Source organism: Micromonospora sp. HM5-17 (assembly GCF_003762835.1).
GTDB lineage: Bacteria > Actinomycetota > Actinomycetes > Mycobacteriales > Micromonosporaceae > Plantactinospora.
Genome location: NZ_RJWA01000035.1, coordinates 1 through 1,540, shown reverse-complemented (window position 1 = coordinate 1,540; position 1,540 = coordinate 1). Strand labels below are relative to the sequence as shown.

At 68.0% G+C, this 1,540-nt stretch carries 1 protein-coding gene; it reads right to left on the bottom strand.

What is annotated here, in order from left to right; genetic code table 11:
- Positions 1-208 precede the first annotated feature (208 nt).
- Positions 209-1,459, bottom strand: coding sequence for an IS4 family transposase (locus tag EF879_RS26825; protein WP_233604780.1), 1,251 nt, complete (start codon positions 1,457-1,459; stop codon positions 209-211).
- Positions 1,460-1,540: the final 81 nt, after the last annotated feature.

Genomic DNA, 1,540 nt, shown 5'->3' with positions numbered 1-1,540 from the left:
CAATGCCGTTCAGGTAAGGCTGTTTGGGCAGGCCAGTAGTGGTGTTGGTGGGCTGGGGTGGCGGATGGTTCGGTCGGTGGGGCGTTTGACGCGGTAGGAGTTGTGTCGGGCGCGTTTGATGACGCGGGGGCAGGTTCGGTGGCGGCGAGGCGGGTTGGGCTGGTGGAGGATCTCGGCGAGGGCGTCGGTCAGGGCGGCTGAAAGGTGCTCAGGGGGTGATGGCCGCCTGGTCGGTGACCTGGCGGCGTACGACGCGGAGGCCTTTGACGAAGGACATGCGGTCTGGGTCGTAGCCGGCCGGGTCGGCGGCGTCCAGCAGGAGGGCGCGGATGGCGTAGTGGGCCAGTAGCAGTCCCCACATCTGTTGTTCGACCAGGTTCGGGGTCTTCGAGCGTAGGACTTCACCGCGTCCGCGTAGGTCGGTCTTGATCTCGTCGAGGGCGGATTCCTCTTCCCAGCGTTGGTGGTACGCCTCGGCCAGGGTGAGGGCGTCGATGTCGTGCGGGTCGGTGATCGTGGTGATCACCACGATCAGGTCGCCGTCGGGATTGCGGTCCGGGACGGTGTACTCGACCACCCGCACCCGGCGGGCCAGTTTGGCGGGGACATCGTGGCCGGCTTTAGCTTGTTCGCTCAGCCTCGCTCGGCGTTGGGCGTTCAGCCCGGGAGCGTAGATCAGCGCGTGGTAGGAGCCGTCCGGCAGCCACGTCAGGTGCCCGACCGACACCGACGCGCCGATCCGCCAGGCCAGGTCCGCGCCGGTCGCCGCGAACCGGTTGAACAGGTCGTAGGAGTACAGGCCGGCGTCGGCCATCACCAGCATGCCCGGCCCGACCGTACTGGTCAGGTCGGCGGCCAGGGTGCGTTCCCCGGTGTGGCAGCTACCCAGCACGGCACCGACGATCGCGTGACTGCCGCATTCCGCGAGGGCGGCGACGTGCAGTTTCGGATACGCCGACGCTTTCGGCCCGGAGCCCATTCGGCCGAACCGTTGCACATTGTCCGGGGTGTCGGCCACGTCGAAGCTGGTCGCGTCGATCGCCATCAACCGGCGTCGGGCCAGCCACGCGCCCTTGGTGCTCGCGCTCGCCAGCGGCACCGCGGCCCGCTCGAACAGCGCTTTCATAGGTTCCGGCCCGAGCCGTTGCCGGGCCTGGCTGATCGCGGACTTGGTCGGGACCTGCCAGTCATCGTCCCAGGAGCCAAGTTTGCGCAGGTTACCGACCAGCCGGCGCATCACCTCGTCGTACGACTCGGCGAAGAACAACCCCATCGCGATGACATAGCGGATCATCACGTGCGCGGGCAGCCGCCTCGACCGCTTCTCCCGCCGCTCGGTGCGGTTGAGGACATCCTCCAGCAGGTCACGACCGAACCGGGCCGACACCACACCCAGCCCCACATGGTCGGTCAACCGACCCCACGGCCGCTTTGCCGTCTCCACCACCGCTGACGTCACGGCCAGCCACCGTACCGGCCTCCACACACGACGTCAGCGCACCACGCTGACCTCGCCAGACGCCTTATCTGAACGGCATTG